The organism is Sphingobacterium multivorum (assembly GCF_039511225.1).
GTDB lineage: Bacteria > Bacteroidota > Bacteroidia > Sphingobacteriales > Sphingobacteriaceae > Sphingobacterium.
Window position 1 is genome coordinate 501,059 of sequence record NZ_CP154261.1, and the last position, 26,043, is coordinate 527,101.

Below are 26,043 nucleotides of genomic sequence, written 5' to 3' on the forward strand. Positions count from 1 at the left end.
CCAAGATGAATCTTAATATATCATTATCCAATAACGAGCTTTTTTTTCAAGCAATCAATCGTCCCGACACTGTGGCGGAAGATGTTGTTTTAGCATTGATTGAAAAATACCCTTATGCCCAAAGCCTGCGATTTGTCTATGAACGCAAAGTTTTTGGCAAGCAAAGTTCAGTTCAGAATTTATCGTCTACTTTGCTCTATGCATCTTCTCCGAGTTGGTTGTATGAATTTATGCATTGTAAATCAGTGGAAGAGCCTGATGCAGTCATGCAGTCAGATGAATTCCCGGTGGATGGAGCACTTCGTGACGATGATGGCATTATCGAAATTGAAGCTGATCGTGAAACGGTAGCTGAACCAGTTTTATCCAAGATTGAGGTTGATGAATTGGATCGTTTGATTCAAGCCGGGGTTGCAAAAGATTATTTTCGGTCAAACGATCAGCAGCAAGAAAATAGTGTCGATTCAGAGGAACCTGCATTAGTAGTACCTGTTGTAGCGGAAGCTGTTGCCAATACAATGGATGATGGTCAGGAGCGTGTTTCGGTCTATGATGACGATACCATGCCCTACAGTTTCTTATGGTGGTTGCATAAGACGAGATTAGAATATGCTGATACCTATCAGCCCTATGTAAAATCTCCATTACGCCCAATGACGCCCTCGAATGACGATATTGCTAAAATTCATGAGAAACTGGATAATCAGCTACTCGATCAACAGATCAGGGAGAATATCTTTCATTTGCAATCGCCTGAAGCAAAGTTAAGTGATGAGGTTAAAACGACAATCTCTTTTCAAATACCGCGTAAAACAGACGAGGTAATCGAAAAATTTATTCGTGAAGAACCTATGATTCAGCCCCTGCAAGCAGAAAAGTTAGACTTGGAGAATAAAGCTAGAAAAAGTTCGGAAGATCAGCATTCACTTGTTACCGAAACACTTGCCAAGATCTATGTGGAACAGGGCTTATATCCAAAAGCAATAGAGGTTTACAAAAAATTAGTTTTGAAATATCCAGAAAAAAATGCTTACTTTGCGGCACGCATAACAGAATTAGAAAAGAAATTAAATTAATAACATAAAGAGATGCAAGGATTATTAATCGGTCTAATCATATTAGCTAGTATTATTTTAGCGTTTTTGGTTTTAATCCAAAATCCAAAAGGAGGAGGTTTGTCATCAGGTTTTTCAGGTGGAACGAATCTTATGGGAGTAAAACGTACAGGTGACTTTTTGGAAAAAGGTACCTGGATTATGGTTATTGCCATTATGGTATTTAGCTTAGGTGTAAATGTTATTGGTACGTCTCCAAGCACATCTAAAGGTGGATTGGGCGGTCAAATCGAAGCGCCTAAACAACAAGGTCCATTGAATTTGGGTACTGGACAACAGCCTGTTGGTGCTCCGGCGGGACAAGGGCAAGCTGCTCCGGCTCAATCGCAAGAAAAGGCTCCAGTGACTACACCGACAACAAAACCAGTAGAAGAAGCTAAGAAATAGTTGTCAGTAAAAAATGATGAGCCCCGTTTGTTTGTACAGACGGGGCTTTTTTATGTTCGATATTTTGTCTAAGGCAGGTATGTAGCGATAAATTTATTGGTCTGTCTGTCGACGGAAGTAAGACTGACAGACTGGGAATGACAGTGTGACAGCAAAATGAATTTTTGTCGATGGAGATATTAACTTTTCTGTGAAAAATTGTCTTATAAGCTGTCTTATTTACAATTGGCATAAAAGATGATGTGTTTATAGCGATTATAACATTAAAATAAATTCAATAACAGATAAAAAGTAAATTAATTATGGCATTAAGTATCAAACCTATCGGAGACAGAGTAGTAGTAGAAGCTGCTCCAGCAGAAGAAAAAACAGCTTCAGGGTTGTATATCCCCGATACAGCAAAAGAAAAACCATCTCAAGGTACAGTAGTTGCTGTAGGTACAGGTAAAGTTGACGAACCGTTAACTGTGAAAGTTGGTGACAAAGTATTATACGGAAAATACGCAGGTACTGAAATTACTTACGAAGGAAAAGAGTACTTAATTATGCGTGAGTCTGATATTTACGCGGTTATCTAATTAATAGGAACAGGTTATTTAAAACGAGCGTACTGGCTCAATTAAAAATTCAATAGGTTATTTTAGTGAAGCTGTAAAATTGGACGTGTAAAAAATAAATCGGTTTACGGTTTAATTTAAACTCGAATTACACTTCTTAGAAATACTAAATACTCATATAAAAATGGCAAAACAAGTAAAATATAACGTTGAGGCTCGCGAGGCCCTTAAAAAAGGTGTAGATACTTTAGCGAATGCAGTTAAAGTAACATTGGGTCCTAAAGGACGTAACGTAATTATTGAGAAAAAATTTGGTGCTCCAGTAATTACTAAAGATGGTGTTTCGGTGGCGAAAGAAATCGAATTGAAAGACGCTTTAGAAAATATGGGTGCACAAATGGTAAAAGAAGTAGCTTCCAAAACAGCTGATCAAGCTGGTGACGGTACGACTACTGCTACTGTATTGGCACAAGCAATCGTTGCTCCAGGTATCAAATCTGTGGCTGCTGGAGCTAATCCAATGGATCTAAAACGTGGTATTGACAAAGCTGTTGCAACTGTTGTTGCTAACTTGAAATCTCAATCTCAAGAAGTAGGTCAAGACAATAATAAAATCAAACAAGTTGCTACTATTTCAGCAAACAACGACGAAGTAATTGGTGCTTTAATTGCTCAAGCAATGGAAAAAGTAGGTAACGACGGCGTTATCACTGTTGAAGAAGCAAAAGGTACTGAAACAGAAGTAAAAACTGTAGAAGGTATGCAATTTGACCGTGGTTATTTGTCTCCATATTTTGTGACCAATTCTGACAAAATGGAAGCGGAATTAGATAATCCATACATTTTGATCTACGACAAGAAAATCAGCAACATGAAAGAGTTGTTGCCTATCTTGGAGAAACAAGTTCAAACTGGTAAACCATTATTGATCATTGCTGAAGACTTAGATGGTGAGGCATTGGCAACATTAGTTGTTAATAAAATCCGTGGTTCGTTGAAAGTTGCGGCTGTTAAAGCTCCAGGTTTCGGTGACCGTCGTAAAGCAATGTTAGAAGATATCGCGATCTTAACTGGTGGTACTGTTATCTCTGAAGAAAGAGGTTTCAAATTAGAAAATGCGGAGTTATCTTACTTAGGTCAAGCTGAAAAAGTTCAAGTTGACAAAGATAACACAACGATTATCAATGGTTCTGGTAATGTAGAGGATATTAAGGCACGTGTTGCTCAAATCCGTTCACAAATCGAAACAACAACTTCTGACTACGATCGCGAAAAACTACAAGAACGTTTAGCAAAATTGTCAGGTGGTGTAGCCGTGTTATATGTCGGTGCAACTACTGAGGTTGAAATGAAAGAGAAAAAAGACCGTGTTGATGATGCTTTACACGCTACTCGTGCAGCTGTTGAAGAAGGTATTATCGCTGGTGGTGGTGTTGCCTTCATTCGCTCAACTGAAGCTTTGGTAAACCTTAAAGGTGACAACGAAGATGAGCAAATCGGTATTGACATCATCAAACGCGCTATCGAAGAGCCGTTACGTCAGATCTGTAATAACGCTGGTATCGAAGGTGCAGTAATCGTTCAAAAAGTGAAAGAAGGAACTGCAGATTTCGGTTACAATGCACGTACAGACCGTTACGAAAACCTAATCGCTGCTGGTGTAATTGATCCAACTAAAGTATCTCGTGTAGCATTGGAAAATGCAGCTTCAGTTGCTTCAATGCTATTAACTACAGAGTGTGTATTGGCTGATGAAGCTGAAGAAAACCCTGTAGGTGCTGGTGCTCCTCCAATGGGTGGCGGTATGGGTGGAATGATGTAAGATCATCCCATTTTAAAATAAAAAAGAAAGGCTCATTTGGAATTCCAAATGAGCCTTTCTTTTTGTTCCTTAATAGCCTTTTGCCATATCGTCTCCACGCGGGTCGGCTCCTGTCTGTAATTTACCATTTGGTAATACAAGTATATTCTCCACGCGACCGATTGTCCCTCTCGGATTTATCGTATAGCCATCTTTTGTCAATCGATCACGTAGATTGACATCGATTGCGTTATTTTCAACGTCAATACGATCAGGAAGCCATTGATGATGAAATCTTGGCAGGCTCACAGCTGATTGGGCATTTTGTCGGAAGTCAATAACGTTGAGGATGGTCTGAAAAACAGAGGTAATAATAGTTGATCCTCCAGGGGTTCCTACAACCATAAATAGTTTGCCATCTTTTTCTACAATAGTGGGTGTCATTGAGCTGAGCATCCTTTTGCCGGGCTGAATCTCGTTCGCTTTTTCCCCAGTAAGCCCATACATGTTTGGGACACCGGTCTTTACGGAGAAATCGTCCATTTCATTGTTTAGGAGAAAACCTGCGCCCTCCACAAATACTCCTGAGCCATAAGAATCATTAAGTGTTGTTGTAATGGATACTGCATTCCCTTGCTCGTCTACGATATTGAAATGTGTCGTTTGTTCACTTTCATAGCCAGGAATGACATCTGCATTGACATCTTTGCTTAATGTCGCTTTATGGAAATTGAAAGAATGGAGTTTATGCGCATTTGAGGCAGAGTCAATAAGCTGTTGGACGGGTACCTTAATGAAATCAGGATCTCCCAAATACTTAGCCCGATTGGCATATACATAACGTTCAGCTTCGACCATGACACGGATGGTTGAATCGCTTTGAAAGCCCCAGCGCTCAAGTGGAAATTGTTCGACTGATTTGAGCAGGGCTAAAAGAGATGTTCCCCCACTCGAAGGCGGCGGCATGGAAATTACTTTATGGCCCCGATAATTTGTGGAAATTGGCGTTCGCCAAAGCGCCTGATAATCCAGTAGATCTTGATGATTAATAATACCTTTCCCTTTACCCATTTCGGCAACAATGAAGTCGGCCGTTTTACCTTTATAGAAACCGTCTCGGCCTTCGATTGCGATTCTTTCCAGTGTTTTTGCAAGTTCCTCCTGGATAAATAGGTCACCTGCTCGCCAAACTGTGGTTTTGATAATTGCAGCACCGGCAGGGTTCAGTTTGACAAAACGCTCTTTATGGCTTTCAAACTCATTGGCTTGTCGTTGACTGATTTTAAACCCTGTTCTGGCTAGCTGTATTGCTGGGAGTACGAGATCTTTCCATTGTAATTTGCCGTACTTTCTGTGTGCTTCCCACATACCAGCAACAGATCCAGGGATACCAGAGGCCAATTGACTATAAAGGCTCAACTCAGGAATAACATTGCCTTGGGCATCGAGATACATATCCCGGGATGCTTTTAGAGGGGCCTTCTCACGAAAATCTAAGGCATCTAAATTACCCCGATGATCGCGGTAGAGCATAAAGCCACCGCCGCCAATATTTCCTGCATTGGGATAAACAACTGCAAGAGCAAATTGTACGGCAACTGCAGCATCTATTGCATTCCCACCTTGTTTTAAAATCTTTACCCCGACCTCTGAAGCCAAAGGATGTGCTGTGACAACGGCAGCCTTATTAAAAGTACTGACCTGCTCAACCTTAGTATTTAGCTGCTGTCTTGTCGCACAAGAGGCAAAGCATATGCTTGCTATGAGCGAATAGGTTATGAATTTATACATCGTACGCGATTTAAAATTTAAATATTATCTCAGAGAGTTGTACAAACAATACTACTCTTGGTTATTTAAGTTTTTCGTTGTTTTTATGGCGGTCGGCATCCCGAATTGATTTCTTTTGAAGATTTTGTTCCAAAGCTGCTGTTAGATCAATTCCCGTTTGATTGGCAAGGCACATCAAAACGAATAATACATCGGCCATTTCATCTGCTAAATTAACTTCTTTGTCTGATTTTTTGAAAGATTGTTCTCCGTATTGCCGAGCCATTATTCGGGCAACTTCACCGACTTCTTCCATGAGTATGGCGGTGTTTGTCAACTCGTTGAAATAACGTACTCCGGTACTATTGATCCATTTGTCAATAACCTCTTGTGCTTCTTTAATTGTCATCCTGTTCAATAAAAAATTAAAAGTTGTCCTTATCTTTTGTGTCCATGACGATGGTAACTGGCCCATCATTCAGTAGGTCGATTTTCATATCTGCTCCGAATATGCCAAGTTGAACCTCTTTTTGAAGCAATTGACTTAATAATAAAGCCATCTCTTCATACATTGGTTTGGCTTTGTCCGGTTTTGCTGCCCTGATAAAAGAGGGCCTGTTTCCTTTTTTTGTTTGAGCAAATAGGGTGAATTGTGAGACGAGTAAGATGTTTCCGTCTACATCCTGTATCGACTTATTCATCAGACCTTGTTCATCCTCGAAGATGCGTAAGTTGATGAACTTCTGTCCTAACCATTTCAGATCTTCTATTGTGTCTGCTTCTTCAACTCCTAATAAAATCATTAGACCCTGCTGGATCTGGCCTGTAATCTGATTATCTACCGTACAAGAGGCGTTTTTCACTCGTTGTATAACTGCGCGCATAATGAAAAGTATAAAATCAAAGGTAAAAATTCCGATTGTTAAACACGATGGGAAATTCAGTTTTCTCCTGGGTGTACATAGAAACGTCCCTTTCTCCCGAAGGAAAAAGGGACGCTAATTATGCTAAAGGATTTGGTCGGAAGCGATCTTCAGTCCGCCTTCCCAGCTGTTAATGCGTTTGGAATTAGATGGCTCTTATACAGTGTGGTTTAGAATTTGAAATTCAAGCCCAGTAAGAAATTCGTTGGCGCTTGTGGGAAATAGAAATTATAATATTTCCGGGTATCACCTTCCATCCAGCCAAAGGTATAGCCATTGGCCTCGTACTTCTCGTTCAATATATTGTTGACCTGTAAGGTTGCACTGATGTTTTTGATACCTAATGCTGTAAAGTTATAGTTTGCTAACAGATTGTTGACAAAATAAGAGGAAATGCTTCTTTCTTTCGCAGATGAATTATCCAGGTATTGTCTTCCTACAAATTTGGATAGAAGCGAAAATGTAAGTGATGTTATTGGGGTGTAAGAAAAATTACTTGACAAAATAGTTCCTGGCGATAAAGCAATGTTTGTTTTCGAATAAAATATCCTTGTATCGCCAATGACCTCTTCAAAGTCTTTAATTTTATTTTGGCTGAAACTAGCGGTTGCTTTCCAGTTGAACTGTTTGCTGATGTTCCATGATCCATCGAATTCAAGACCCATTCTATAGCTATCATTGACATTTTGTCGAATTGGGGAGCCCGTATCGCTGATTTCACCGGTTGGAATCAACTGGTCCTTGTAAAACATGCCATATCCATTCAACCCGATGTTGAATTTTTCATTGATAAAACGATAACCCAATTCAATGTCCTGCATTTTCTCAGGGGTAGGATCTGGTAAGGCGCTATTTTTTTCTATAAAATCCTTGCGAACAGGTTCTTTTTGTGCAAAGGCATAAGAAGCGTATACGTTTGAATGGTCATTTAGCAGATAAGTTGCACCGGCTTTAGGATTCAGGAAATTAAACTTAGGATGATAATTATAATTTTTTACCTTATCATCATCACCATACATGTGGTAATCTACATTCCGATATTGAATATCGGCCATTAATATCCATTTTTCTAGTTTGTAATCGACTTTTAAGAAATTGCTAAAATCATTTTTTTGTGATTCCCCATAATAATATTTGTCGTCAAGAAAACCTGTCGATGCATACTGTGCCCAAATCACCTGGCCATAATGTTTTCCTTTGTATTGGTTATAAGCTCCACCCCAAGTCATTTCAAGTTGATCATTCGGTCTGTAATTCAGGGCATAGGTCATGCCATAAAAATAATTATCCAGCCATCTCCTGCGGACAAGATCCGTTTTTTGTATGGTATCTTTACCAATGATGACGTTAGGCAAACCGTATTTACTTAGTTTATCTCCCGGTCTCATTTCTTCATAGTAACCATAACCTCTTGTATAGTGTAAGGCTGTATTGAGCGTCAATTTGTCGTTCAGTATATTGGTATAATGAAGTTGATGATGTTTCTGCGTATAATTATCTGTTTGATTTTTATACGTGTATAGGTTATAATTCCGGCCAGCGTTCATGAAACGATCCTTCTCGGCACCGGAAATTTCGAGTGCATTATCAGCATAATCATCCATGCGCGACCGATCTCCTGTAATCAATGGTTCAGGAACGCCATTCCAGGCTTGATAGGTCTTTTCTTTTCCCCAGAATACAATTCCTTTTAAAATATGTTTTTTGCCATAATAGCCTCCGTCCACATAGAAAGATTGTAAGTCTGAACTACCTCTTTCGATGTAACCATCGCTACTTATTCGAGATAATCTGGCATTGAAGGCAAATTTGTCGTCAATTAGTCCGGTACCAACTTTGACCGTATTTTTCCAAGTATTATAAGAGCCAAATGAATTGTTGAGTTCTGCGTAAGGGGTTTCTACTAGAGTATTGGACTGAATATTCAATGAGGCTCCAAATGATCCGGCACCATTCGTCGAGGTCCCAATACCACGCTGAACTTGGATGCTCTCGGTAGAAGAGGCAAAGTCAGGAAGGTTTACAAAAAAGGAACCCATGCTCTCCGCATCATTTAAGGGGATTCCATTGAGTGTTACGTTGATTCGTTGATTGTCGGATCCCCTGATCGTCATTCCTGTATAACCTATGCCCGCACCGGCATCGGAATTCACCTGCACGGATGGGGTCTGATTTAGAAGAAATGGGATATCCTGGCCGAGGTTGTTACGTGTTATTTCTTCTTTGGAGATATTTTTAAAGGTTGTTGGGGCATTCCTTTTGGCACGGGTAGATTGAACAAGAACTTCTTCCATTTGAATGGTATTCGGTTCTAATGCTACGGTGAGCTCCAAATTGTCTTTAACATCCACATTTCGGCTCCATGTTTTATATCCAAGAGAAGATACCTGAATCTGGTGTTTACCTGTATTGATACGGTATAGTTTGATCAGTCCATTTGTGTCCGATTGGCCAGCGAAGGATGCTTGTCCATCTATGGATATGGAAACATACTGCAAAGGGGTCTGATTGGTATTGTCTACAGCTTTAATTGTCAGATTTTGTTGCGCAATGGCAATTTGGCTTGAAATAGTAGCTAAGGAGCTACAAATCAAAAATTTGATCATGGTAATGTATTTTGTTTGAGTTAAACAAATCATAGCAAGGGGTTACTATGACCGCACTATTTAACTAACCTCTCCCTACGCCAGCATTATCTGGATCAGGTGTACAGAATTTAATCTGTTGGGTATAATCTCAGCCTTTATTTGTGTTCCTGACAAAACAAGGCACCCCTATTCGATGCTGCGAATATATAAATTTAAAATTGAAATGAAGTATAAAGAAGTAATTTATGACAAATACAAAAGCGGGTATTTATGCTATTATTTCTTTTTGGTTAAAATTTTGTGCAAATTGTTGTTTTTGGTATTTATTGTTCTTTTTAGGTACCTTGGCATGAATTTTTCTACTAGGGTATGTATTCATACAGGTCAAAAATTTTTAGTTACTAAATTGATAGTGAGGAGATAAAATGTTAAAGTATTTAAGCGCTAATTATATTCTGCCGATTACTTCAATGCCAATAAAAGATGGCATTGTTTCGGTGGATGAGGAGGGGGTAATTCAAGGTATCTATGACCCAACTTCATTTACACCTTCAGATAAAGCGAAGGTTGAGAAATATGAAGGAGTGATAATTCCAGGTTTTATCAATGCACATTGCCACATTGAATTGTCGCATATGAAAGGTATTGTTCCTAAAGGTACAGGGCTTCCGAGCTTTCTCAGTAAGGTGATGACAACGCGGTCGGCGTCGATGAAAAAAATAGACGACGCTATGGCAAAAGCCGATCGAGAGATGTACGAAAATGGTATTGTCGCAGTCGGAGATCATGCCAACACAGATAATTCCTCAAAATTGAAAGAAGATTCACAGCTCCTATATCACACCTTTGTGGAGGTACTCGGAATTGAACCTGAAGAAGCGGACTTTAAGTTAAAGGAGGCTAAATCGTTGACGCAGGAGTTTAGGAATGGGCATGTATCCATTACGCCGCACGCGCCCTATTCTTGTTCGAAGGTCCTTTTCAAAAAATTCAAGAAGATGGTTCCGGAAACAAATATTATCAGTATTCACAATCAAGAAAGTGAAGAGGAGAATAAATTGTTCCGTTATAAAATGGGGGAGTTCTTGGACTTTTATAAAAGTATAGGGAAAAACGCCGATGCGATTAAGGCACAGGCAAGAAACTCGATTCAGTCTTATCTTCCTTATTTACCTTACCCCAATAAATTATTGTTGGTTCATAATACCTATACCTCGCTGAAAGATCTGGATTTTGTAGAGCGCATGGATCGTGATGTGATGTGGTGTCTTTGTCCAAAGGCCAATCTTTATATTGAAGGAACATTACCAAAGGTTCAGAATTTTATGAATGCCGGACAGCGTTTAGTAATCGGAACGGACAGTTTAGCTTCAAACGACACATTGTCTATTTTGGAGGAGCTAAAGGTATTGCATGCGCACTTTGAAGATCTCGATTTCTTGCAGACCATTCAATGGGCTACAATCAATGGCGCTATCGCGTTGAACATTGAGGATGAATTTGGGTCACTCGAAGTGGGTAAAAAACCAGGGATTGTGTTGTTGCAAGGGATGGAACACATGCGCCTAAATGAAGATGTTAAGGTAAAACGTTTAGCGTAGTATTTAATTCCCTAAAACTTCTGTACTTTTGCTCTTATTGAATCGTCCATGGCTGTAATAACGAAACTATAGTCATGGTAAGTTCCATCTGACCGATGGAAGAAAAAATAAGTTACGGATGAAACATTTGAATATTTCAATAAGAGGTAAAGTACAAGGAGTCTTTTTTAGATTGACAACCAAGGCGGTTGCGGATCAGGTCGGTGTTAGGGGCTTTGTTGTCAATTTAAAAGATGGTTCTGTTTATATCGAGGGCGAGGGCGATGATTTTGCACTGGATTCATTGTTGGAGTTCTGCCAAGAAGGGCCCGAGGGAGCAATTGTTGAAAGTGTTGAGGTAAAGGAAGGCGAAATGAAGGGCTTTTCCAATTTTGAAGTAGTTAAAAGAGTTCAATCTTAAGTCCTTTTCGCCTTGTCAGTACTCAAAAAATTCGCTGGACAGACCATGATTTATGGTCTGAGTACGATTATAGCACGTATGCTGTATTTCGTCATGACGCCATTGTATGTCCTCAAATATCCACCTGCTTCCTACGGAATATTTACCAATATGTACGCTTGGGCGTCCATGATCAATGCCGTTTTGGCATTTGGTATGGAAACGACTTTTTTTAGGTTTCTCCAAAAAGTCGAAGAAAAGGATAAGAAGCAGGTTTTCAATAATAGTTTTATCGTCATTGCTACTCTGGCAATATTATTTTTTATAACGGCCTTTGTCTTTGCGGGTACTTTTGGTAGCTGGTTGAATAAGGGAACCTATAATGCCGATTACGAGAGCTATGTGAAGTATTTTGCCCTCATATTGGCATTGGATGCTTTAGCTATTGTTCCTTTTGCGAAATTGAGATCGGAGGGAAGGCCTATTCGATTTGGTGCTATTAAATTGGCCAACATCGGTATTATGGTTATTCTTAACCTATTCTTTATTGCGCTAGTTCCCTATTTGATAAAAGATGGTGGTGCTTTGGGCACTTGGTGTTCCGGCTGGTATAGAAATGAATGGATAGGTTATGTATTTATTTCCAACATTGTAGCAAGTGCGGCGACCTTTCTGTTGCTTCTGCCTGAAATGAAAGGGTTTTATTTTAAACCCGAAAAGCAGCTAATCTTAAAGATGCTATCCTATAGCTTTCCGATTTTAATAGCCAATATTTCTTATATCATCAACGAAAATTTAGATAAAATTGTATTGCCAATCTACCTGCCTAAGGATATTGGTGATCGCGATTTGGGGATCTATGGAGCCGTTGGAAAATTGGCGATGTTTCTGAGCATTTTTGTTCAGGCTTTTCGATTGGGGGCAGAACCATTTTTCTTTTCTTATGCAAAAAATGCAAATGCGAAAAAGACCTATGCGTTAATTATGGAATATTTCGTCATTGCCATGATGTTAGTCATGTTGGGGATTACAGCGAATATTGACTGGCTGAAGTATTTTATTAAAGGAAATGTGGAAACACGTGACTTATATTGGTCTGGATTATTCATTGTTCCTTTGTTGCTGTTCAATTATGTGCTGCTGGGCATCTATATGAATCTTTCGGTATGGTATAAGCTTTCTGATCAAACGCGGTACGCTTTGTATATTTCATTGGTAGGCGCGGGAATAACCATCGTGGCAAATTATTATCTGATTCCGAGATACAGCTATGTGGGAGCATCAATAGTCACATTTTTAGCCTACTTTGCTATGGTTGTGCTATCTTATGTATGGGGGCAAAAACATTATCCTATACCTTATAAATTGGGAAAGATCCTGATATATATATTTGCGGGAATATGTTTCTCCTACCTTTCCTACTTTGTGTTTCATCATAATGTCTTTATTGGCAATGGGCTTTTAGTTGCTTACATTGGAGGTATATTTTTGATGGAACGAAATCAGCTCAAGCGATTCCTCAAGAAAGATGCATAATAAAAAAGGTCGTCCTAAGTCAACTTAGGACGACCTTTTTCTTTATAAATCGCAGACTTCAGGATTATACCATTTCTGCTGAGAAATTGTGTTCAATTTCATGAAGTACCTCAAGAATCTCTGCCTGGCTTTGTAAGCTGACTAATTTCATGCGGTGTTCTTTAAAGTTGGGGATTCCTTTGAAGTAATTCGCATAATGCCTACGCATTTCAAAAATACCCAATTTGTCACCTTTCCATTCAATGGATTTGTTGAGATGTGTTCGGCAAACCTCGACACGTTCGGCAATGGTAGGTCCTTCTAAACGTTCACCGGTATTGAAAAAATGTTTGATTTCTCTAAAAATCCAGGGATATCCGATTGCTGCACGGCCAATCATAATGCCATCCACTTCAAACTCCTGGCGCCATGCTGCAGCTTTTTCGACAGAGTCCACATCGCCATTGCCAAAAATTGGGATTTTGATACGCGGATTACGTTTGATATCCCGAATCATGGACCAGTCCGCCTGACCCTTATACAATTGTGCGCGCGTACGTCCATGAATAGCCAGTGCTTTGATTCCTACATCTTGTAGTCTTTCAGCAACTTCGTATACATTTTTTGTGTTGTCATCCCAGCCAAGACGTGTTTTCACCGTTACGGGTAAATCCGTAGCCTCAACGACAGCTTTGGTCATTGCAACCATTTTATCGATGTCCTGTAGCAGGGATGAACCAGCTCCTTTACAGACTACTTTTTTAACAGGGCAGCCGTAATTGATGTCGATTAAATTAGGCCCTGCTTTTGTGCAGATTTCAGCAGACTGACGCATACTTTCAATATCTCCACCGAAGATCTGGATGCCAATAGGACGTTCATACTCAAAAATATCCAATTTTTGAATTGACTTTGCAGCATCCCGAATTAACCCTTCCGAAGAAATAAATTCAGTATACATTAAATCAACACCATTCTGTTTGCACACATAGCGAAACGGAGGATCACTTACATCCTCCATCGGAGCTAATAACAAAGGGAATTTACCCAAATCAATATTTTCACCAATCTTGACCGACATCTTCGATAATTTTTTACAAAGGTACAAAATTTGGCATTAGTATAAAGTTAACTCACTGTCACGAGTTTAAAGCCTATTTTTGCTCTCTTCAGACCCTGTTGAACGTTGACGGCTTGAATCGCCAGCCCTGCCAAATCGATAATTAAATGAACGTACCGCCCTTCTGCTGTCAGAGTTCGATTTCCCTATATTTCTCTTACAAAGTCTTTGATAGCTTGTCCGGGATCACCTGTCTTCATGAAATTTTCGCCAATTAAAAATCCCTGGAATCCTGCTTTTTTTAAGGCTTTAATTGTCGAGGGGTCAGCTATACCGCTCTCAGATACTTTAATATATTCTGTTGGTATTTTGTCTAGGAGATCGTAAGAATGCTGGATGTCGACTGAAAAATCTTTCAGATTTCTATTATTGACACCAATTGCGTCAATGTCATCGAAAAGATTATCTAATAGCTCCTGTTCGTTGTGCACCTCAAGTAAGACATTTAAACCCAATTGATGCGCATAGGCTGCAAATTCCTGAACTTCCTCCTTTTTCAGACATGCTGCAATTAAAAGGATGATGTCTGCGCCATACGCTTTTGCTTCGGCGATCTGATACTTATCTACGATGAATTCTTTTCTTAAGATAGGAATGCTAATAGCCTCACGTGCTTTCGATAGATCTTCTAAATTGCCTTTGAAAAATTCCCCATCCGTAAGAACAGACACCGCTGAAGCACCTGCCTCCTCGTAGGCCTTTACGACATCTTCCACTGCTGAAGTGCTATTGATGTCTCCTTTTGATGGCGACGCTCTTTTGTATTCAGCTATAATTCCTGTTTTTTCAGGGTCAAGAATAGATTCTCTCAACGATAGACAAGCTACACTGAAATAGGGATAGTTTAATAATTCCTCCAAAGGAATTAAAGCTTTTGCTTGTTCTACTTCTATTTTTTTTCGTTCAATGATTTTATCAAGTATAGTCATTTTTTTAGATGTTAGATTCCCAACCAGTTTTCAATTAATTTCTTACCATTTGTGGTCAATACCGACTCTGGGTGGAACTGCATTCCCCTTACATCGTATTCAGTATGGGTTAAGGCCATAATGATGCCATTCTCGTCGATCGCCGTTACTTTGAGGCTTGCCGGTAAGGTGTCTTTGTTTACGGCCCAAGAATGATAGCGTCCTATTTTGGAATCTTTTGGGAAGTCCTGAAACAATTTTTCTGACTCATCCACAACGGTAATATTTGTTGCTACGCCATGCAAAGGTTTTTCCATATTGAACAGAGTACCACCAAAAACCTCTGCGATCGCCTGTTGACCCAAACAAATGCCCAATATACTTTTATGTGGAGCGTAGGTACGGATAACATCAAGCAATAATCCAGCTTCTTCTGGAATACCTGGGCCGGGCGAAAGAAGTATTTTATCGAAAGCATCAATATCTTCCAGCTTAAATTTATCATTTCTCCATACAACGTACTCTTGATCTAATTCCTGTAACAAATGGACCAAGTTGTAGGTGAACGAATCGTAGTTGTCTATAACGACTATTTTATTGTTGCTCATAACCTTTTGCTATAAAATCTTGATTAATGTAATTTTCAATTTCCTGGAATATCGATTGAATAAATTCGGTTGGCAAATTAAATCTTTTTGCCAGTACTCCATAATTAATACCCAGGTTCCGAATAATATGCTGCTCTTCGTTTTGCGCATCCTTGAAGGACTTGCCTTTGTTAATATAGGTTTTTCGTAACGCCAATAGCTCAACGATGCGGTTATCAATGGTTTCTACCGAATCATGGATATGTTGCTTGTTGACACAGTATTCCAATGGTCTGATCATAATGTTTCTGCTAATTGTAATGCTTTTCGTAGCGCGGCAATTTTGTTATTTACTTCTTGTAGCTCCATTTCAGGATCTGAATCTAGTACAATACCACCGCCGGCCTGATAATGTAAGGTGTTTTGCTTACTTAAGAAGGAACGAATCATAATGGCATGATTAAAGTCGCCGTTAAAACCCATGAACCCAATTGCACCCGAATAAAATGAGCGTTGTAATCCTTCATAACGATCAATCAATGTCAAAGCCATATGTTTTGGAGCACCTGAAAGTGTGCCCGCTGGATACGTATCGCCTACGATGTCAAATGGATTGATATTATCTTTTAATGTGCCCGTTACTTTGGAGACCAAGTGGATAATATGGGAGTAATATTGTGGCTCCATGTAGGACTCAACTTTGACTTGAGTACAATGTCTGCTTAAGTCATTGCGGGCAAGATCGACGAGCATGACGTGTTCTGAAGTCTCTTTTGGGTCTTCTTTGAGTTTGGTGGCTATTTTTTGATCTTCCGCCATGTTGCCTGTTCGTTTAAATGTTCCTGCAATAGGGAAAATCGTCGCTTGTTTTCCGTGAATACGCAATTGAGCTTCAGGCGATGATCCGAAAAGTTTGAAGTCACCGTAGTCAAAATAGAAAAGGTAAGGCGAGGGGTTGATGGAGCGGAGCGCACGATAGACATTGAATTCATCACCAGAGAACGGTGTCTTAAAGCCTCTGGATGGAACAATCTGGAATACATCGCCGCGTTGGATATGTTCTTTCATCTTCTTGACCAGCTGACGGTGTTCTTCATCGGTACGATTGGAGCTTTCCTCACCAGCTAGTTTGAAGGTATATTCAGGAAAATTTTTGTTCTGAATAAGGAACTGCATTCTTTCAAGTTCTGATTCTTCGTCATCCAGCAGATGTTCAAAAATATAGAGTTGGTTGCGGAAGTGGTCGATGGCAATCACATATTTATAAACATGATATTGCATAAACGGTATTTTACGCGCTGGATCTACCGTTGTTGTGAGTTTGATGTCCTCAAAGTGTTCAATACAATCGAAGGTGAAGTAACCAAATAGGCCATTGGAGATCAAGTTAAGTTCAGCAATTGTATGATCTTCGAAGGAATTTCTAAAATCGGAAACTTCTTGACGTAATTCGATTTTGTGCGCACTTTTTACGATACGTTCTCTGCCGGGATAAGTGAGCGTCAGCTCTTTCTCATCGAGCTGTATTCCGGCGATTGGTTGACAACAGATGTAGCTGATGTTGTTGTCTCGACTATGGTAGTCGGAGCTTTCCAATAACAAGGAGTTTGGAAAGATATCTCTTAGGCGAAGATAGATGCTCACGGGGGTAGTTGTATCCGCAAGCAACTTTCTGGTTTGTGTTTTGAATGTATACTTCATTTTTGTGTCTTATCTTCTTGTTGTAAATTATGTATAAAAAAACCCCGATACTGGTCAGCATCGGGGTTGGAATTTCCATAAATGGTTTTGGTTGATTATGAAATATTATGACAATACCAATTAGTTCCCGATGCTTATTGCTTCAGGCCACCACCAATTTGTATTTGTATATCTTCGTGTCATTATTACACAAATTTATAAAAAAAAATAAATAAGCAAACTTTTTGTGACAAAAAAACAAAAATTCACCTTATTTCTTAATCATTTAATAAATCAGGACGTCTTTCTTGTGTTCTTTTTAACTGTTGTTCATCTTTCCATGCAGCGATTTTTGCCTCATGACCGCTAAGGAGAATATCAGGTACTTTGTGGCCTTTCCAGTCTGCAGGGCGTGTATAGATAGGCGCATCAAGTAATCCATCCTGAAAAGAATCTGAAAGCGCGGATGTTTCATCCGACAAAACTCCGGGTATCAGGCGAATAACAGCATCTGTAACAATTGCAGCGGGAAGTTCACCTCCGGATAATACATAATCACCAACTGAAATCTCTTTTGTTACATAAATATCGCGGATACGTTGATCTATTCCCTTATAATGCCCACAGAGAATCATCATATTTCCTTTTGTCGATAATCCGTTCGCAATATCCTGATTGAATGTTTCACCGTCGGGAGTCATATAAATGATCTCATCATATTTCCGTTCAGATTGCAGTTGCTCAATACACTTGGCAAAGGGTTCTATTTGAAGGACCATACCCGATCCGCCCCCGTACGGATAATCATCGACACTTTTGTGTTTATTTGTTGAATAGTCCCTTAAATTGTGAACATATATTTCAGCCAAGCCTTTGTTCTTTGCTCGTTGCAAAATAGAGTGTGCAAATGGACTTTCCAAGAGGTCAGGTAAGACCGTAATAATATCAAAACGCATGGGGCAAAGATACACAAAAATGCACCATTGTCTATTTATAAGATTGATTCGCTTATCTTTGTGCCAAAATTAAGTGTATATACAGTGATTGACGTAAATAATATTTCTGTTTCCTTTGGGGGAACAACTCTTTTTTCCGATGTATCCTTCTCCATCAATGAGAATGATAAGATCGCATTAATGGGTAAAAATGGTGCCGGTAAATCCACCTTACTGAAAATTATCGCTGGAGTGGGTAAACCTACTACAGGGAATGTTGCAGGGCCGAAGGATGCCATTATAGCCTATTTACCGCAACATTTGTTGACAGAGGATAACGTGACTGTTTTTGAGGAAACGTCAAAGGCTTTCGAAGAAGTCTATGGTATGCGTGATGAGTTGGAAAACCTGAATGAGCAATTAAATATCCGTACAGACTATGAGTCTGATGATTATATGCAATTGATCGAACGTGTATCCGAATTAAGCGAAAAGTTCTATTCGATTGAGGAAGTTAATTATGATGCAGAAGTTGAGAAGGTCCTGAAGGGGCTCGGTTTTGAGCGTTCTGATTTTACAAGACAGACTTCTGAGTTTTCCGGTGGTTGGCGGATGCGTATCGAATTAGCTAAAATATTGTTGAAGAAGCCGGATTTGATTCTATTGGATGAACCTACTAACCACATGGATATCGAGAGTATTCAATGGTTGGAAGATTTCTTGGTCAATTCGGCTAAAGCAGTTATCGTTATTTCGCACGATAGGGCATTTGTCGACAATATCACCAATCGGACCATTGAGGTGACGATGGGTCGGATTTATGATTATCGTGCCAAGTACAGTCATTACCTGGAATTACGTCAGGAACGTCGCCAGCATCAGCTAAAAGCGTATGAAGAACAACAACGCTTTATTGCGGACAATCAGGAGTTTATTGATCGTTTCAGAGGTACTTATTCTAAAACATTGCAGGTACAATCACGTGTAAAGATGTTGGAGAAACTGGAAATTATCGAGATTGATGAAGTGGATACCTCCGCATTGCGTCTCAAATTCCCACCATCCCCGCGTTCGGGTCAATATCCTGTTATTGTTGAGGATCTAACCAAAGCTTATGATGAACATGTTGTGTTTCAAAAAGCAAATATGGTTATCGAACGTGGTGAAAAGGTTGCTTTTGTCGGGAAGAACGGTGAGGGTAAATCGACCATGATCAAAGCAATTATGGGTGAGATTGATTTCGAAGGTACGTTAAAAGTTGGGCACAATGCAAAAATTGGCTATTTCGCACAGAATCAGGCAGCCTTACTTGATGGTGAAATGACTGTTTTTGATACCATTGATCAAATTGCAGTAGGCGACGTCCGTGTTAAGATGAAAGATCTTTTGGGGGCTTTCATGTTTAGCGGCGATGATACAACTAAAAAGGTGAAAGTATTATCTGGAGGAGAGAGAACGCGTTTGGCGATGATAAAATTGTTGTTGGAACCGGTCAATGTATTGATTCTCGATGAGCCGACAAACCATTTGGATATGAAGACAAAGGACATTATCAAAGATGCTTTAAAAGATTTCGATGGTACATTGATCCTTGTTTCGCACGACCGTGACTTTTTGGATGGTTTGGCCGAGAAAGTCTTTGAATTCGGAAATAAACGTGTACGGGAGCATTTTGAAGATATTAAAGGTTTCTTGGAATACAAGAAGATGAGTAGCTTGAAAGATATTGAACGTTAGCATCTAGATAAACGTCGTGTAAAACCCGATAGGGGCTCAGTTATAAAAAGCGGCTTTTATATAAAAAAGCCGCTTTTTTGTATTTTAAAGGAATATTAATCGAGTCTTCAAGCTTTTTTGCCTTAATCCCAAAGTGTGTGAAAGATGCCTTCCCGATCAATGCGTTCATAGGTATGTGCACCAAAATAGTCCCGTTGTGCCTGTATAATATTTGTCGGTAATTTTTCCGATCGATAGGCATCAAAATAAGAGAGTGCGTTTACGTATCCGGATACGGGTATCCCGCTTGCGATAGCATCTTTCAATACCTCGCGAAGGCTGGCCTGCGTGCTCAGCAGCTTTTGCGCAATGTTGCTATCGAGTAGGATATTGCGCAAGTCCGGATTAGCTGCATAGGCTTTTCTAAAATCCTCGAGCAAAGCCGCGCGGATAATGCAGCCGCCGCGCCAAACTTTGGTTACCACCTGTAAGTCTAACTCATAGCTATAGCTTTCCGATGCAACAGTAAGCTGTGCCAAACCTTGCGCATAGGTCGTGATGATCACAAAGTACAACGCATTTTTTAAGCGAGAAATGAGCGTTGCTGCTGGGAGATCAACCGCTTGTCCATCCCATTTAAGTAATTTTGCTGCCTCCAAACGTTCGGGTTTATATTTGGACATATCGCGCATATTGACCGCTGCATCAATCACCGGCACTGGCACCTGTAGATCCATCGCATTTTGCGAAGTCCATTTACCCGTTCCTTTTGATCTTGCCCAATCTGAAATCAGGTCCACCAAATACTGGTCACCTTCTTTCTTCTTCAGAATCTGAGCGGTAATCTCAATCAAGAACGAGTTTAGTTCGCCCTTGTTCCATTCTTCGAAAGTCTGCTGTATGGTTTGGGTGTCAAAACCATATAATCTTTTCATCAGGTCATAGGTCTCTGCAATTAACTGCATGATACCGTATTCGATACCGTTATGCACCATCTTTACATAATTTCCGGCCGACCCGTTGCCTAAAAATTCCACACAGGGCTCGCCCATTACCTTGGCCGAAACCGCCTCAAATATTGGCCTTAGTCTTTCATATGCCTTTCGGTCGCCACCGGGCATCAAGCTTGGCCCACGACGAGCCCCACTTTCTCCTCCCGATATGCCCATTCCGAAGAAATGTATACCCATCCCGGAAAGCTCATTAAATCTTCTGTCCGTATCCGCGAAGTACGTGTTTCCGCCGTCGATGAGTATATCTCCTTTATCCAAAAGCGGAACAAGACTGGCAATCGCCATATCAACCGGCTTTCCGGCCGGCACCAATAGCATGATTGCTCGGGGTTGTTGCAAAGCCCCTATAAACTCTTCTACCTGGGTTGTCGCTTTGATGCGATGTCCTTCGCCTGCTTCAGCTTCCAATGACTTCGCTTTCTGTGGATCAAGGTCTAGCCCTGCTACCGCGAAACCGTTGTCGGCCATGTTCAGCAATAAATTACGTCCCATTACGCCGAGTCCAACTATTCCAAAATCGTAATTATTCTTTTTATCTATACTCATCGTTTAATACCGTTTTTCTAAGTTGAAATTTACCATTTTTGTTGATACTATGAAAGACAATTATCAGCAGATTGGTGTGCGGTACTTTCTTCGCTTCAATTACTTCGCTGGTATTGAGCCTTTTGTTGTAAACCAACAGATAATCCGTATATTGAGCTCTCCTAAACATCAATTTTATTTATGATCATTGGATTAGACATTGGGACATCATCTGCGAAAGCTGTTGCATTTGACTACGCAGGTAACATCTTGTCGCAGCATAGTATACCTTATCCTATAATAAACCCGGCGGAAGGCTGGTATGAGCAAGATCCGGAGATTGTTTATGGTGCATGTATTGATTCTATTATGCATGTCATGATTAGCTTAAAGCAATCTAGTGGGGAGATGCCGAAACCTGTATGTATTTCGGTGAGCAGTGCTATGCACGGGCTGATCGCTGTTGACTCGATGGGACAGCCACTTAGCAATTGCATTATATGGGCAGATCGCAGAAGCGAGCATATTGCGGTAGCTTTGGAGGCAAGTGAGGCGGGAAGGTTGCTTTATCAGCAGACGGGTACACCAATACATCCCATGTCTTTGCTTTGCAAATTAATGTGGATAAAGTCCAATGATCAAAAATTATTTGCTCAGTCACACAAGTTTATCGGTATCAAAGAATTTCTTTTTTACCGGCTCTTTGGCGTGTATGTGGTTGATCATTCCATTGCATCTGCAACAGGGCTTTTCGACATACATCACCTAAGATGGTCTGATCAGGCGTTAAGCTTGGCGGGCATATCGGAAGAACAGCTAGCATCGCCAGTTCCGGTCGATTATATTTTAAATATGCCTCGCCGAGAAATTGCGGCCTTGATGCACATCCCCGAAGATACCCCTTTTGTTATAGGTGGTAGCGATGGTTGTTTGGCTAATCTCGGAGTAGGAGCTATAAGTCCTGGAGTGGCTTCGGTAACGGTCGGTACCAGTGGAGCTATTCGCGTAGCAAGCGCGCAGGCAAATCATGAAAAAAAACAAAGACTATTTACCTACCTACTGAGACCAAATGAATATATAATTGGTGGTGCGGTTAACAATGGCGGTGTATTACGCAACTGGTTTCGGGACAACTTTTTGAGCGAATATACCCAAATGGAAGCAGATGGAGATCCTTCGGCGTCGTTAAATGCTTTGATCGACTCTGTCGTTCCGGGGGCAGAAGGCTTGATATTCTTGCCCTATCTAACTGGTGAACGGGCACCACATTGGAATTCCAATGCTAAAGGCGTTTATTTTGGAATACAGTTGCATCATGGTAGGGCTCACTTTGCACGTGCCATGATGGAAGGGATGTTGTTTGCAATTTACAGTGTGGGAATCGCATTAGAGGAGAACACCGGTCCCATTCATACGATCTTTGCAAGCGGCGGCTTGGCGCGTTCATCGTTGTTGGTGCAGATGCTTGCAGACATTTTCAATAAACCTGTATTCACCAAAAATACAGTAGAAAGCTCTGCATGGGGAGCAGCATTGATAGGCTTGGAAGCCTTGGGTATTCAGGGAGGTGAGCCTACTATAAAAAACAAACAAGCGGAAGCAGAGCACGATACCGAGCACGATTATAAACCGAGTGCGGAGAATCACGCTGTCTATATGAAGAACTTCAGGAAATTTGAACGCCTATACCATATATTGGAAGGTGAGTTTTAACTAAATATAAATTATCATGCCTCTAATCATCGTTATTTTGGGAGTAGCTTTACTACTTCTTTTAGTTACCGTTGTCAGGTTAAACACGATCTTTTCATTACTGATAACCTCTGTTGCGGTCGGTTTTGCTATGAATATGAGTGCCGTCGACATCCTTAAATCTGTTGAAACCGGAGTGAGTACCACTATGGGCCAGTTGGCACTATTGTTGGCTTTCGGGTCTCTATTGGGAAAATTGATGGCGGAGGGTGGTGCTGCAGAAAAGATTACAACGGTACTAACGGCTGTATTTGGCAAAAAGAACTTACCTTGGGCAATGGTTCTCACGGGCTTTTTAGTAGGAATTCCCTTATTTTACAATGTCGGTTTTATCGTCTTAGTACCATTCGTTTTCATGGTATGTGTTTCCAATAAGATGCCCTTGCTTTACGTAGCCATTCCGTTGCTGGCAGCGCTGTCCGTGACACACGGTTATTTGCCACCGCATCCGGGAGCTACGGCCATAGCGCTTACCTACAAAGCGGATATCGGTTTAACAATGGCCTATGGTATTGTTGTGGCAATTCCTGCCATCATTATCGGTGGGCCGCTCTTTGGCAGGATGCTTAAGGATATTCCGACCAACCCACCGACCGAGTTTTTTCCGGAACACAATCAAGCGGATAGGAAGGAGCTTCCCGGGTTTGCAATTAGTATATTTACGGGGCTTTTTCCAATAATTTTAATTGCTTTTGGTTCATTTTCCCATCTAATATTTCCAGAAGGCTCCTCTTGGCAGAAGGCACTGCGTTTCTTGGGTGACCCGGTGGTGGCTTTAATGATTGCATCGCTAATGGCGATGTACACAATGGGTATCCGCCAAGGCAAAAGTTTGCGGGAGCAGTCAGAAAGTGTGGAAGAAGCGATCCGCGGGATAATGATGATCCTTTTTATCATTGCAGCATCAGGCGCCTTTAAGCAAATTTTGGTAGACAGTGGTGTAGCGAATTACATCGCTGACCTAACCGCAGACCTGAGCTTGTCGCCTCTTGTACTTGCATGGTTAATAGCCGGTATCATTCGCCTAGTTATCGGTTCGGCTAGTGTTGCTGGGCTCACGGCAGCAGGCATTATGCTTCCCATTGTGCAGGCAGGAAAGGTTACTCCTGAATTAATGGTGCTGGCGACGGGAGCGGGTAGTCTTATGTTCTCACACGTCAACGATCCTGGGTTTTGGATGTTTAAATCTTATTTTGGAGTGAGCATGAAGGATACGTTTCGCTCATGGACGGTGATGGAAACGCTCGTTTCTGTTGTTGGATTGATTGGCGTCTTGATTTTACATTGGCTTGGTCATTGACAGCGAATGGGAAAGTTTCCTATTGTCATACATCTTTAGTTAATAATCTTACCTTTCTAAGCATTGCTTCTTTATAAACAACATAAACATGATCGTGTACTGTCACGGTAGCTCAACAAAGTGATTATATGAAGTAATCGTAAGGATATTTAGTAATAGCTCAAACGAATATTGAATTATACAGGCCCATAATCGGTTGATTATGGGCTTTTTTTTGACGGAAACCTTTGTTTGATTTTTTTTTCTTAATATCGTGACAATGAACCGAATTTTTGTTGTTCTAAAATTATGTGGAGATTACACCGATTTCATATACATTGCTTAATCCTGTTGGTAAGCTGCCTATCTGGGTTACCGTCTTTTGGACAATCAATTGCTTATACAGTAGACAATTTGCCCAGTCCAAAAATAAAGGGGCAGGATTATTTTGTGTCCAATCCCGATGGGATTCTATCTTCGGGTACAGTGGCGGAATTAGATGGTTTATCAACGCAGATTGAGGCTACTACAAAAAGTGAATTTGCCATCGTTGTGGTGAATGATTACGTTGGCGACAGTGATTTCGAATTTGCTTTAAAATTATTCAATGCCTGGGGGATCGGTAAGAAGGAAAGTAACAATGGGCTTTTGTTGTTTATTGCTAAAGACCGACATGAATACCGTTTTATCACTGGGTATGGTATGGAAAGCATTTTGCCCGATGCTTATTTAAAGCGCATTGGCGAAAAGTATCTCGTACCCAATTTTCGGAATGAGGATTACGACCGCGGTGTTATGGAGGCTTCAGAATTTATAAAGACCATCCTTACCTCACCGGATAGTAAGGCCGAGCTGGAACGCTTAATGCCAGAGGCAACACCGGTCTGGAGCTTTAAAAGTCCAATCCTGCGAAATTCACTGTTGGTTTTAGGTTTGTTTGCAATCTGTTATATCTGGTTGGGTGAAGTGACCCGAGCGATCAAAGGGAAGTTGACTAAAAAAAGTAAATATTTCCCGCCTTTAGTCAGTGGATGCGGCTGTATGGGAATAGTAATGTTTATCTCGGTGTTTATCTGTGCATTTGCCCTCAATAATTTTGAGGAGGTCTATCAGTGGAAAAATTTACCTTATTTTATTGGTGTTTTTGGTAGTATCACCTTGGCGATGAAGTATAATGCAAGCCGCACGCAAATTGTCAATTCTTATCAGGACGAAGAAAATATACAAAAAGCTTTGCGCAAATTTCGTGTCTGGGGCTTAGTTCCGCTATTGCTTAGTCCATTGGCGCTATTTGATCTCATTGGATTGAATAAACGCATTCGGAAGAATCAACTTCGATTGGCTCCTCCAGATCAATCTGGACGTTGGTTGCGCATGAATAAGGATGATGTGTCTACCCGAGAAAGTGCATACCTGGATAAGGGGCAGCTTTTGGAGGAAAAAATCGGTAGTCGTTCGTACGAAATATGGATAGATCAGACGACCAATGAAACAAAGCTGGTTCCCTGGGATGAAAATGTTGGTTTCAGTGATTGTCCTGCATGTCATTACAGAACTTTTGAGACCGGGCGTACCAAGACGATACGTGCAGCAACGTATAGTTCGCAGGGATTGGAAGAACGCTTTGACTTATGCAAGAACTGTGGCCATCGGGTATCCCATGGTGAACATTCAACTCCAGTTAAAGTGCGCTCAACATCGAGTAGCTCTGGCGGAGGATCGAGTAGTAGTGGCGGTGGTGGTAGTTTTGGTGGCGGATCTTCTGGTGGCGGTGGTGCAGGCGGAAGATGGTAATCCGTAATTTAGGGCAAAAAAAAAGGTTTCCAAACGGGGAGAATGAAAACCTTAAATAACCAATTATAAACCTAAATTATGATGACACAAATATAGTG

Annotated in this window: 23 protein-coding genes; 11 read left to right on the forward strand and 12 right to left on the reverse strand. The window is 40.6% G+C overall.

Annotated features, from left to right (window positions below; translation table 11 throughout):
- Positions 1-5 precede the first annotated feature (5 nt).
- The 4 genes from AAH582_RS01935 (at position 6) to groL (ending at position 3,881) form a co-directional block, all read left to right on the forward strand.
- Positions 6-1,076, forward strand: coding sequence for a hypothetical protein (locus tag AAH582_RS01935; protein ID WP_343321098.1), 1,071 nt, complete (start codon positions 6-8; stop codon positions 1,074-1,076).
- A 12-nt stretch (positions 1,077-1,088) separates the two neighbouring features.
- A complete protein-coding gene (gene secG / locus AAH582_RS01940) occupies positions 1,089-1,502 on the forward strand; it encodes a preprotein translocase subunit SecG (protein WP_343321099.1) in 414 nt (137 codons plus the stop codon).
- A gap of 302 nt (positions 1,503-1,804) precedes the next feature.
- On the forward strand, positions 1,805-2,080 hold the full coding sequence (locus AAH582_RS01945; protein ID WP_028070710.1) for a co-chaperone GroES: 276 nt from the start codon (positions 1,805-1,807) through the stop codon (positions 2,078-2,080).
- Between the two features lie 163 nt (positions 2,081-2,243).
- Positions 2,244-3,881 carry a chaperonin GroEL gene (gene groL, locus AAH582_RS01950; RefSeq protein WP_070561631.1) on the forward strand — a complete coding sequence of 546 codons (1,638 nt, stop codon included), beginning with the start codon at positions 2,244-2,246 and terminating at the stop codon, positions 3,879-3,881.
- 69 nt (positions 3,882-3,950) lie between these two features.
- Here groL and ggt read toward each other — a convergent pair whose 3' ends face one another.
- From ggt to AAH582_RS01970, 4 genes are all read right to left on the reverse strand, one after another.
- Positions 3,951-5,651: a gamma-glutamyltransferase gene (gene ggt, locus AAH582_RS01955; RefSeq protein ID WP_343321100.1), complete on the reverse strand. Its 1,701-nt coding sequence runs from the start codon at positions 5,649-5,651 to the stop codon at positions 3,951-3,953.
- Positions 5,652-5,712: 61 nt separating this feature from the next.
- Complete coding sequence (locus AAH582_RS01960) at positions 5,713-6,039, reverse strand: nucleotide pyrophosphohydrolase (protein WP_046674810.1); 327 nt, start codon at positions 6,037-6,039, stop codon at positions 5,713-5,715.
- A gap of 16 nt (positions 6,040-6,055) precedes the next feature.
- A complete protein-coding gene (gene dtd, locus AAH582_RS01965; protein ID WP_046674811.1) occupies positions 6,056-6,514 on the reverse strand; it encodes a D-aminoacyl-tRNA deacylase in 459 nt (152 codons plus the stop codon).
- A gap of 209 nt (positions 6,515-6,723) precedes the next feature.
- A complete protein-coding gene (locus AAH582_RS01970; protein ID WP_046674812.1) occupies positions 6,724-9,159 on the reverse strand; it encodes a TonB-dependent receptor in 2,436 nt (811 codons plus the stop codon).
- 407 nt (positions 9,160-9,566) lie between these two features.
- On the opposite strand from AAH582_RS01970, the gene AAH582_RS01975 reads away from it, so the two are divergent.
- The 3 genes from AAH582_RS01975 (at position 9,567) to AAH582_RS01985 (ending at position 12,657) form a co-directional block, all read left to right on the forward strand.
- Complete coding sequence (locus AAH582_RS01975; RefSeq protein ID WP_343321101.1) at positions 9,567-10,742, forward strand: amidohydrolase family protein; 1,176 nt, start codon at positions 9,567-9,569, stop codon at positions 10,740-10,742.
- Between the two features lie 118 nt (positions 10,743-10,860).
- Positions 10,861-11,142: an acylphosphatase gene (locus tag AAH582_RS01980; protein ID WP_046674815.1), complete on the forward strand. Its 282-nt coding sequence runs from the start codon at positions 10,861-10,863 to the stop codon at positions 11,140-11,142.
- 45 nt (positions 11,143-11,187) lie between these two features.
- The gene (locus AAH582_RS01985; RefSeq protein WP_343322345.1) at positions 11,188-12,657 is read left to right on the forward strand and encodes a lipopolysaccharide biosynthesis protein; all 1,470 of its coding nucleotides are present in this window, start codon (positions 11,188-11,190) and stop codon (positions 12,655-12,657) included.
- Positions 12,658-12,721: 64 nt separating this feature from the next.
- Here the strand turns inward: AAH582_RS01985 and dusB are convergent, their stop codons facing one another.
- The 6 genes from dusB to trmD all read right to left on the reverse strand — a co-directional run bounded on the left by dusB (position 12,722) and on the right by trmD (position 17,887).
- On the reverse strand, positions 12,722-13,717 hold the full coding sequence (gene dusB, locus AAH582_RS01990; RefSeq protein WP_046674816.1) for a tRNA dihydrouridine synthase DusB: 996 nt from the start codon (positions 13,715-13,717) through the stop codon (positions 12,722-12,724).
- A 185-nt stretch (positions 13,718-13,902) separates the two neighbouring features.
- Positions 13,903-14,685, reverse strand: a complete 783-nt coding sequence (gene trpC / locus AAH582_RS01995; RefSeq protein WP_343321102.1) for an indole-3-glycerol phosphate synthase TrpC — start codon at positions 14,683-14,685, stop codon at positions 13,903-13,905.
- Between the two features lie 11 nt (positions 14,686-14,696).
- Positions 14,697-15,272, reverse strand: coding sequence for an anthranilate synthase component II (locus AAH582_RS02000; RefSeq protein ID WP_046674818.1), 576 nt, complete (start codon positions 15,270-15,272; stop codon positions 14,697-14,699).
- Positions 15,259-15,552 (reverse strand): hypothetical protein, encoded by a 294-nt coding sequence (locus tag AAH582_RS02005; RefSeq protein ID WP_046674819.1) that lies wholly within the window; start codon positions 15,550-15,552, stop codon positions 15,259-15,261. Before AAH582_RS02005 ends, AAH582_RS02000 begins: the two co-directional genes overlap by 14 nt.
- Positions 15,549-16,952: an anthranilate synthase component I family protein gene (locus AAH582_RS02010; RefSeq protein WP_343321103.1), complete on the reverse strand. Its 1,404-nt coding sequence runs from the start codon at positions 16,950-16,952 to the stop codon at positions 15,549-15,551. Before AAH582_RS02010 ends, AAH582_RS02005 begins: the two co-directional genes overlap by 4 nt.
- 257 nt (positions 16,953-17,209) lie before the next feature.
- Positions 17,210-17,887, reverse strand: a complete 678-nt coding sequence (gene trmD / locus AAH582_RS02015; RefSeq protein ID WP_343321104.1) for a tRNA (guanosine(37)-N1)-methyltransferase TrmD — start codon at positions 17,885-17,887, stop codon at positions 17,210-17,212.
- An 84-nt stretch (positions 17,888-17,971) separates the two neighbouring features.
- On the opposite strand from trmD, the gene AAH582_RS02020 reads away from it, so the two are divergent.
- Positions 17,972-19,603: an ABC-F family ATP-binding cassette domain-containing protein gene (locus AAH582_RS02020; protein WP_046674822.1), complete on the forward strand. Its 1,632-nt coding sequence runs from the start codon at positions 17,972-17,974 to the stop codon at positions 19,601-19,603.
- Between the two features lie 122 nt (positions 19,604-19,725).
- Here the strand turns inward: AAH582_RS02020 and gndA are convergent, their stop codons facing one another.
- Together gndA and AAH582_RS02030 are read right to left on the reverse strand one after the other, a co-directional pair.
- Positions 19,726-21,141 (reverse strand): NADP-dependent phosphogluconate dehydrogenase, encoded by a 1,416-nt coding sequence (gene gndA, locus AAH582_RS02025; protein ID WP_343321105.1) that lies wholly within the window; start codon positions 21,139-21,141, stop codon positions 19,726-19,728.
- Entirely contained in the window at positions 21,128-21,310 is a 183-nt protein-coding gene (locus AAH582_RS02030; RefSeq protein WP_156167683.1) for a hypothetical protein, read from the reverse strand. The genes gndA and AAH582_RS02030 overlap by 14 nt, the downstream gene beginning before the upstream one ends.
- Positions 21,311-21,321: 11 nt before the next feature.
- On the opposite strand from AAH582_RS02030, the gene AAH582_RS02035 reads away from it, so the two are divergent.
- The 3 genes from AAH582_RS02035 (at position 21,322) to AAH582_RS02045 (ending at position 25,945) form a co-directional block, all read left to right on the forward strand.
- Positions 21,322-22,833 (forward strand): gluconokinase, encoded by a 1,512-nt coding sequence (locus AAH582_RS02035; protein WP_343321106.1) that lies wholly within the window; start codon positions 21,322-21,324, stop codon positions 22,831-22,833.
- Positions 22,834-22,849: 16 nt separating this feature from the next.
- A complete protein-coding gene (locus AAH582_RS02040; protein ID WP_046674825.1) occupies positions 22,850-24,172 on the forward strand; it encodes a gluconate:H+ symporter in 1,323 nt (440 codons plus the stop codon).
- A 288-nt stretch (positions 24,173-24,460) separates the two neighbouring features.
- Positions 24,461-25,945 carry a TPM domain-containing protein gene (locus tag AAH582_RS02045; protein WP_343321107.1) on the forward strand — a complete coding sequence of 495 codons (1,485 nt, stop codon included), beginning with the start codon at positions 24,461-24,463 and terminating at the stop codon, positions 25,943-25,945.
- Positions 25,946-26,043: the final 98 nt, after the last annotated feature.

Bases quoted from the DNA above. Each gene is read 5' to 3' on its own strand.
- groL (WP_070561631.1), top strand. From the start codon at position 2,244: ATGGCAAAACAAGTAAAATATAACGTTGAGGCTCGCGAGGCCCTTAAA.
- gndA (WP_343321105.1), bottom strand. From the start codon at position 21,141: ATGAGTATAGATAAAAAGAATAATTACGATTTTGGAATAGTTGGACTC.
- secG (WP_343321099.1), top strand. From the start codon at position 1,089: ATGCAAGGATTATTAATCGGTCTAATCATATTAGCTAGTATTATTTTA.
- AAH582_RS02035 (WP_343321106.1), top strand. From the start codon at position 21,322: ATGATCATTGGATTAGACATTGGGACATCATCTGCGAAAGCTGTTGCA.
- AAH582_RS02005 (WP_046674819.1), bottom strand. From the start codon at position 15,552: ATGATCAGACCATTGGAATACTGTGTCAACAAGCAACATATCCATGAT.
- trmD (WP_343321104.1), bottom strand. From the start codon at position 17,887: ATGCGTTTTGATATTATTACGGTCTTACCTGACCTCTTGGAAAGTCCA.
- AAH582_RS02045 (WP_343321107.1), top strand. From the start codon at position 24,461: ATGTGGAGATTACACCGATTTCATATACATTGCTTAATCCTGTTGGTA.
- trpC (WP_343321102.1), bottom strand. From the start codon at position 14,685: ATGACTATACTTGATAAAATCATTGAACGAAAAAAAATAGAAGTAGAA.
- AAH582_RS02040 (WP_046674825.1), top strand. From the start codon at position 22,850: ATGCCTCTAATCATCGTTATTTTGGGAGTAGCTTTACTACTTCTTTTA.
- AAH582_RS02010 (WP_343321103.1), bottom strand. From the start codon at position 16,952: ATGAAGTATACATTCAAAACACAAACCAGAAAGTTGCTTGCGGATACA.
- dtd (WP_046674811.1), bottom strand. From the start codon at position 6,514: ATGCGCGCAGTTATACAACGAGTGAAAAACGCCTCTTGTACGGTAGAT.
- AAH582_RS01975 (WP_343321101.1), top strand. From the start codon at position 9,567: ATGTTAAAGTATTTAAGCGCTAATTATATTCTGCCGATTACTTCAATG.
- AAH582_RS01980 (WP_046674815.1), top strand. From the start codon at position 10,861: ATGAAACATTTGAATATTTCAATAAGAGGTAAAGTACAAGGAGTCTTT.
- AAH582_RS02030 (WP_156167683.1), bottom strand. From the start codon at position 21,310: ATGTTTAGGAGAGCTCAATATACGGATTATCTGTTGGTTTACAACAAA.
- AAH582_RS01970 (WP_046674812.1), bottom strand. From the start codon at position 9,159: ATGATCAAATTTTTGATTTGTAGCTCCTTAGCTACTATTTCAAGCCAA.
- AAH582_RS01960 (WP_046674810.1), bottom strand. From the start codon at position 6,039: ATGACAATTAAAGAAGCACAAGAGGTTATTGACAAATGGATCAATAGT.
- AAH582_RS01935 (WP_343321098.1), top strand. From the start codon at position 6: ATGAATCTTAATATATCATTATCCAATAACGAGCTTTTTTTTCAAGCA.
- ggt (WP_343321100.1), bottom strand. From the start codon at position 5,651: ATGTATAAATTCATAACCTATTCGCTCATAGCAAGCATATGCTTTGCC.
- AAH582_RS02000 (WP_046674818.1), bottom strand. From the start codon at position 15,272: ATGAGCAACAATAAAATAGTCGTTATAGACAACTACGATTCGTTCACC.
- AAH582_RS01985 (WP_343322345.1), top strand. From the start codon at position 11,188: ATGATTTATGGTCTGAGTACGATTATAGCACGTATGCTGTATTTCGTC.
- AAH582_RS01945 (WP_028070710.1), top strand. From the start codon at position 1,805: ATGGCATTAAGTATCAAACCTATCGGAGACAGAGTAGTAGTAGAAGCT.
- dusB (WP_046674816.1), bottom strand. From the start codon at position 13,717: ATGTCGGTCAAGATTGGTGAAAATATTGATTTGGGTAAATTCCCTTTG.